The sequence below is a fragment of the Anabaena sp. AL93 genome (assembly GCF_001672085.1).
GTDB classification, from domain to species: domain Bacteria; phylum Cyanobacteriota; class Cyanobacteriia; order Cyanobacteriales; family Nostocaceae; genus Dolichospermum; species Dolichospermum heterosporum.
In genome coordinates this window covers 42046-49333 of the sequence record NZ_LJOU01000037.1, presented here as the reverse complement: position 1 = coordinate 49333, position 7288 = coordinate 42046, and the positions used below count along the sequence as shown (strand labels likewise).

The following is a 7288-nucleotide window of genomic DNA, read 5'->3' as shown; positions in this document are numbered from 1 at the left end:
GCGGGTTCTTTACGCCCGTGTCAGCACAAAAACCCAGTTGTTAGACCTTGACACACAAATAGAATTTTTAGGCAAAACTTACCCAGGATGTCGAGTCGTCAAGGATGTTGCTAGTGGCATGAACTGGAAGCGGAAAAACTTTCTTAAATTAATGACTCAAGTTGCCCAGAATCAAATCTCTGAAATTGTCGTGGGACATAAGGACAGGTTATGCAGATTTGGTTTTGAGTTCGTTGAGTGGTTTTGCAACCTTCACGGCTGCAAAATTGTTGTGGTGAACAATGCCAAGCTATCGCCGCACGAAGAGTTGATGCAGGATTTTATGGCTATCATGCACTGCTTTTCCTCCAAACTTTACTTTCTTCGGGCTTACAAGGAAAAAATAGCCGAAGAGCAAAATATTCATGAAACAAATAGTAGTCAATATGAGTCAATGGGGGTATAATGGTAAAAGACGTAGCAAACCAAGTCCATGAAACTCAAAGTAAAAAATCAGTTAACCGTTACGAGAATCGCTATTTTAGGGACTGAAAAACTAAATAACTGGAAATCTAACGAACTTGATTTAATCGCTTTGAGCTTGGGTAAACTGCGCTCTGACCTGTGGAATGAGTTCGGGTCGTTGAAAGCCTGGGGCATTTCTAAATTTGAGATTGACAAACAGCTACGCACGTAAAGACAGGCACAGGAAAAATTTGCGGAAGTTGAAGATTGGATTCATATCGGTAATGTATAAATTACTTACCCAATTCCTCAATATTCTTCATTGCTTGTTGATATAAGTCCTTATTTCCTTGTTTGTCAAAAATAGCTGCTGCCCGCTGTAAATCTTTTAATGCACCCCGTTTATCGCCAATTGCGGCATAGGCGTTACCGCGATTATTAAAAACAGCACCAAAATTAGGATTAATGCGAACGGCTTCATTATAATCGGAGATTGCTTTTTGCTGTTCTCCTCTTGCAGCATAAGCATTACCCCGATTATTATAGGCTACAGCATATTCCTGATCAATCCGAATCGCTTGAGTATAGTCCTCTAACGCCCCATTCTTATCACCTTGGTTAGCACGGGCATTACCTCGATTATTGTAAACCTCGGCAGATTTTGGTGCAATGCTAATTGCTTGATTATAATCCGCAAGCGCTCTTCTATAATCTCCGATAGAAGCAAAAGCATTAGCACGATTATTGTATGCTTCCGCATCCTTGGGATTGAGACGCAATGCCTGATTATAATCCGCGATCGCTCCCTCTTTATTACCAGTATCAAAATAAACTAATCCCCGCCCCTTAAATGCTGGTGCATACTCAGGATTAAGACTAATAGATTTACTATAGGCAGCAATAGCCGCTTGGGAATTACCTTTAAGATGTTGAGTTTGTCCCTGAACATAAAATTCCCCAGCTTTAGATGCTCTCCCTATCTGTGGATTGGGGGTACTTGCTCCCCTTTCCGTTACTAAAACATCTTGATTATTACTGCAAGAAACGCAAATAATACCACTGAAAATTGTAAACATTGCTATAGTGAATGCCCTGTTTACTCCTCGCTGTTTTTGTGTCAATAACTGCCATTTCATAATTTACCAAAAATTGCCATCTTACTGGGAGTAAATCATTCACTAAATTACTTACTTCTGCAATATGTTTGCTTTTTGATTAATATTCAAGTCAAATTATAAAATTCCCTGAAGTTATTGAGAATTAATGAATAAATTTATCCAGCCAATCACCGCATATTAGTAAATATTAAAAATAAAATCCTTACTATCTAGATTTAGATTATTACTAGATTCCCGCTGATAATTCTGTTAATTTTGTTAGCACTTTCATGAAAATTTTCATACCAGTATTCGGAAGTATGATTAAAGTTAGTTCACAGAGTTTTTCAATATTTGCTCTTAATCTTCCTGATCTTCCTGATTTTTAGGAGTGACTTTCCAATAAGTATTTGTATCAACATTTACAGTTAACTTTTCCAGATTTACCCCCAAATTTTTGCGAATATCTTCAGTTAAAGTAATAGTAAAATCTAAATCAACACCTTGATTTTCTACTAAATTTACCAATTCCTGAAACTGAGTTTTAAAAGTTTTTCGCTCATAACTTGTTAGTTTACAATGCGATGTTTCGGCAATATTTTGGACTAACATCGCTTTTTTTACCCGTTCTTGTAAATGCTCAAATTCTGACTTAAGTATTTTTTGTTGCTGTTCAATTTCTCTATATCTAGCAGTCAATAAGTTTAAATCTTCCTTAATTGGATCTACCTGAAAATTAGCCTCTAATTCTAATAATCTTAAATGTACTTGAGCCAAATAAATACAATCAAGATAAGCATATTCTAGTTGCGCTTCAGTTAATGGTCTTTTTCCCCAATCACTCCTTTGTTCTTGTTTATCAATATCATGAAAATTACAAAGTTCAGTTGCTAGAGTTTTCAGTTGATAATTAGGTAACGGTAGTAAATAAATAGGAATTTTCTTAGCCATTGCCAAAGTACAGGTAATATTTTTAGCTCTTTTACCTCCCAAATATTGCACATCATAACCAGCATTATGAAAAACTTTTTCAATAGCATCATTAGTCATAATCCTTTCCACAAAATCAGCAATTACATCTGATTTATCGAGAACATCTAACAAATAAACACTATTACCAGTCATATCCTCAGGATTATCCAACACCTGAATTAGTGATAATCTAGGATTACGAGTTTTATAATCAGCAACTTCTGTATCTATCCACAGAGTTTTAGCTTTGCTATGTTCAGTAATTAGGGAACGAATTTCCCCAGCAGTGATAAGATAAGGCATGGGTAGATGTCGGAAAATATGACTTAGTTATAGTTTTCTAAAGTAACATTTTATGACTAATCATGCTGACAAGTGCTGACCCCTAATTATGATAATATTTGTCCATAACTTGTGCCAATTTGCCAAAATATCTCTTTTGATGCCATTTTACCCTGGATTTATCACCAAAATTCTCAAACCCTCGTAAAATCTGGATTCTGGAGTTTCACACTGCATCAAAAATCAACCCAGTAAAAAATGCCGGAAACCGATTCTCTATACGGGTTATAGAAATTGCGATTACATTGTTCGTGAGAAATACGGGTTAAGTCAATATTGATCCTGTGCAGAAAATTTGCCATGAAAAAGCCCAGGAATTCACTCCTGAGCTTTTGTTAAACCTAATTATCCTCAAGGCGGATATTTATCGGCCTTAAATCTATGGATATTAGTAACGGTTACGGCTTCCACCGCCGAAGTTCCCACCACCCCGGTTTCCACCACCAAAAGGAGTACGTTCTTCTCTTGGTTTAGCTTTGTTCACTTTTAAATCACGTCCCATCCATTCAGCACCATCAAGTGCTTCAATGGCTTTTTCTTCTTCTGCTTCTGATTCCATTTCTACGAAACCGAAACCGCGAACTTTACCAGTTTCTCGGTCGGTAGGTAGCTGAACACGCTTTACAGTGCCATACTCCTTGAAAATTTCGCTTAAGCCGTCTTGGGTAACTTCATAAGAGAGGTTGCCTACATAAATTGACATAGATTTTCTCCAAAATCATAAGAGTGTAGAGATTTAGATTTCGGAGAAAAGTCTGTAAATACCAAAGGGAAAAAGCCTATCAATACTAAAAACAAACGAGGTCCACCGAATTACTTCTCGACTCCCATTATTGCATAATAAATGATATATCAACGGGTAAATTCCAAAAACTTGATAAAATATTTTTTTATACCTCAATTAGCGAACTGCTTGCAGCAGCACTTCCCTATCGCCGCATCAGCTTTTTAGTGCATTCTCTCGTTATACTAAATTTAACTATTTTTAGATGACAATTCCGAGGTTTTCAGCCTATTTCCTCATACAATTGTCAATAATGAATCTAAAGGCTCAATTTTAGGTTTTTTGTTCATGTTGCACTTTAAACATTCCTCAATCATTAACGCACCAGTTGAAGTAGTTTGGAAATTCCACGAAAGACCAGATATAGTCCAAATACTCACTCCACCTTGGCAACCTGTACAAATCGTTAGACGTGAAGGTGGGCTAGAAGCCGGGGCAATTACAGAATTTCGGCTTTTTCTCGGTATTTTACCTTTAACTTGGTTAGCACGGCACACAGACTATGAAAAATATCGCCTATTTACCGATGAACAGATATCTGGACCTTTTGAGTCCTGGGTACATCGTCATGAATTTACAGAAGAAAACGGCAAAACTAAATTAACCGATAATATTACTTATGCTATGCCCGGTGGTGATGGCATAGAATTTATGAGTGGTTGGTTAGTGCAAGCACAGCTAGAAGCCATGTTTCGCTATCGGCATTATGTGACTAAACGCGAATGTGAAAAATGAACAAAAAAACGCTCCCCATAATTGGAGAGCGTTTTCTATTTAACTAAACCGATTAACCGTTGATTGCAGGAGCGCTCAAAGCAACAGGAGCAACATCAGCAGCAGCCAAGTCTAGGGGGAAGTTGTGAGCGTTGCGCTCGTGCATTACTTCCATACCTAAGTTAGCGCGGTTGATTACGTCAGCCCAGGTAGCGATAACACGACCTTGAGAATCCATGATGGATTGGTTGAAGTTGAAACCGTTCAAGTTGAACGCCATGGTGCTGATACCCAAAGCTGTGAACCAGATACCAATTACAGGCCATGCAGCGAGTAAGAAGTGTAGTTGACGGCTGTTGTTGAAGGAAGCGTATTGGAAAATCAAGCGACCAAAGTAACCGTGAGCAGCTACGATGTTATAGGTTTCTTCTTCTTGACCGAATTTGTAACCGTAGTTTTGTGATTCGTTTTCGGTTGTTTCTTTAACTAAGGAAGAAGTAACCAAAGAACCGTGCATTGCGGAGAACAAAGAACCACCGAAGACACCAGCTACACCCAACATATGGAAGGGGTGCATCAAGATGTTGTGTTCAGCTTGGAACACGATCATGAAGTTGAATGTTCCAGAGATACCTAAAGGCATACCGTCAGAGAATGAACCTTGACCGATTGGGTAGATCAAGAATACTGCGGTTGCTGCTGCTACAGGAGCAGAGAATGCTAGGCAAATCCAAGGACGCATACCTAAGCGGTAAGAAAGTTCCCATTCACGACCGAGGTAGCAGAATACGCCGATCAAGAAGTGGAATACTACCAACTGGTAAGGACCACCGTTATACAACCACTCGTCTAAGGAAGCAGCTTCCCAAATTGGGTAGAAGTGTAAACCGATAGCGTTGGAGGAAGGAACTACTGCGCCGGAAATGATGTTGTTTCCGTAGAGTAAAGAACCTGCAACTGGTTCGCGGATACCGTCAATGTCAACTGGAGGAGCGGCGATGAATGCAATTACGAAGCAAGCGATCGCAGATAGGAGGGTGGGGATCATTAATACACCGAACCAACCGATATATAAACGATTGTCTGTGCTGGTGATCCAACCGCAGAAGCGATCCCACACATTAGCACTTTCGCGCTGTTGTAAGGTAGTTGTCATTTTATGATTGCTTTATTTTCTTATGATGTTGGTAGGTTGTTTTGCCTACCTGAATACAACATTAGAGGATAAGTTTAAATTTGTAAAGATAATTAAAATTAGTATTAGTTATATCAGTTATATGTTTTCCTAATGTGATGAGATTTACAGGAATTGCAGCAGAAAATTCACCTCTAAAAATCAAAGTATATATAAGGTAAACTACCCTCAGGCGCTAGTAACCAAACTGCATAAAAACATAGGGGAACAAAAACAATTTTAATTGGCCAGCTAAATTCTAATTTCATGCCTCGCTTAAAAGTATATGCTATGAACATTATTAAAGCTATGCCTATTAACAAATAAGAAAGTTGGTACTGACTTATATTTAAGGCTTCTACATAGATTTTTTCTGAAAATTGTTGATCACCGGCATGACCCCAAAAGTTTTTGATCACTAAAGCGGAGTCTTGGAGGTTGGGGAGACGAAACCAAATCCAGGATGTGAAAACCATGATTTGTGTTAAAAGCCAAGCAAAAATAACTCCTAGCGGATTTTGCCAAAATGAATTAAGAATTGTCAAGCGATCGCTTAGTAGAACTGTGAGACGATGAACTACTAAAGCGACACCATGCAATAGACCCCAAATAATAAAACCCCAAGCTGAACCGTGCCAAATACCAGCCACTAACATGACTATCAATAAATTTCCGCAGGTACGCATTAATCCGCGCCGAGAACCGCCTAAAGGAAAGTAAAGATAATTACGTAGCCAATCACCTAATGTAATGTGCCAGCGTCGCCAAAAATCAGCAATACTTGTACTGAAGTAAGGAAAATCAAAGTTTTCCGGTAAAACCAACCCAAATAGTAAAGCACTACCACGAGCAATATCAACATAACCATTGAAATCTAAATATAACTGTAAGCCATAAGCAAAGGTAGCTAACCACAAATCTGTACTACCTGCCCTTTGTAAGTTACCAAAACATAAATCTACAAATATACCCAAATTATCAGCGAGGATACCTTTTTTAACTGCACCTCTAGCAATTAACCACATTCCTTCAGCAACTCTATCAATGCTGGGAAATCTGAGGGTATCAAATTGAATCGCTAAATTATGGTAACGAGTAATGGGTCCAGAAATTAGTTTAGCAAAAAATAATTTATATGTGGCAAATTGGATAAATTTAGTAGCAGCCTGAGCGCCACGATAAATATCTATTAAATAAGCAATACATTCAAAGGTAAAGAAAGAAATTCCTAGAGGTGCAACTAACTTAATCAATGATTCTGGTGAACTTGTTGGCTGATTAAAAACTAAATTTAGAAAATGATTTATGTATTTAAAGCCTAAAAGAATAAAAACATTAAAACCTATGCCAATCCACAATACTTTAAGACGGCGTTGATTCCAGTCAGCTTGAGCAAATTGCCATTCCTCATTAGATAAATTCCAGTTTTGAGAATGTTTTCCTGGTGAAGTATTACTGCCAATTTCTAAACCTAGATGGAAGTTGATAAAAGTTAGTGTTAAAAGCAATGGTAAATATTGAATATTCAAAGATGCGTAAAATAAAAGACTAGCTATTAACAGTATCCATAATCTTATATTTGCTAAATTAACAGTCCAGTAGATGCCTAAAACACTCAATAGAAACAACCCATAAAAAATTGATATAAATTTCATTGTTTGTTAATTGATAATTCTGAATTTGTGATGAGGAAGAAAGAATACAAGTATTTTGTTATTTTTCGTAAGTTAGGAATGAGGATGAAGAATATTTTCTCATCTA

Annotated in this window: 8 protein-coding genes; 3 read left to right on the top strand and 5 right to left on the bottom strand. The window is 37.5% G+C overall.

Annotation, left to right across the window (positions count from 1 at the left end; translation table 11 throughout):
- A partial coding sequence (locus tag AN486_RS11650; RefSeq protein WP_290600735.1) for an IS607 family transposase occupies positions 1-445 on the top strand: 445 nt, incomplete at its 5' end.
- 27 nt (positions 446-472) lie between these two features.
- Entirely contained in the window at positions 473-676 is a 204-nt protein-coding gene (locus AN486_RS11645; protein WP_053539957.1) for a hypothetical protein, read from the top strand.
- A gap of 61 nt (positions 677-737) precedes the next feature.
- On the opposite strand, the gene AN486_RS11640 is transcribed toward AN486_RS11645, so the two are convergent.
- From AN486_RS11640 to AN486_RS11630, 3 genes are all read right to left on the bottom strand, one after another.
- Positions 738-1580: a tetratricopeptide repeat protein gene (locus AN486_RS11640; RefSeq protein WP_039200631.1), complete on the bottom strand. Its 843-nt coding sequence runs from the start codon at positions 1578-1580 to the stop codon at positions 738-740.
- A 321-nt stretch (positions 1581-1901) separates the two neighbouring features.
- Positions 1902-2816, bottom strand: coding sequence for a 3'-5' exonuclease (locus AN486_RS11635; RefSeq protein ID WP_053539958.1), 915 nt, complete (start codon positions 2814-2816; stop codon positions 1902-1904).
- 427 nt (positions 2817-3243) lie between these two features.
- Positions 3244-3558, bottom strand: coding sequence for an RNA-binding protein (locus tag AN486_RS11630; RefSeq protein ID WP_053539959.1), 315 nt, complete (start codon positions 3556-3558; stop codon positions 3244-3246).
- A 369-nt stretch (positions 3559-3927) separates the two neighbouring features.
- Between AN486_RS11630 and AN486_RS11625 the strand changes: the two genes are divergently transcribed.
- Positions 3928-4374 carry an SRPBCC family protein gene (locus AN486_RS11625; protein ID WP_053539960.1) on the top strand — a complete coding sequence of 149 codons (447 nt, stop codon included), beginning with the start codon at positions 3928-3930 and terminating at the stop codon, positions 4372-4374.
- A 52-nt stretch (positions 4375-4426) separates the two neighbouring features.
- Here AN486_RS11625 and psbA read toward each other — a convergent pair whose 3' ends face one another.
- Positions 4427-5509 carry a photosystem II q(b) protein gene (gene psbA, locus AN486_RS11620; RefSeq protein WP_039201305.1) on the bottom strand — a complete coding sequence of 361 codons (1083 nt, stop codon included), beginning with the start codon at positions 5507-5509 and terminating at the stop codon, positions 4427-4429.
- A 173-nt stretch (positions 5510-5682) separates the two neighbouring features.
- A complete protein-coding gene (locus tag AN486_RS11615; protein WP_053539961.1) occupies positions 5683-7182 on the bottom strand; it encodes an MBOAT family protein in 1500 nt (499 codons plus the stop codon).
- Between the last annotated feature and the right edge of the window lie 106 nt (positions 7183-7288).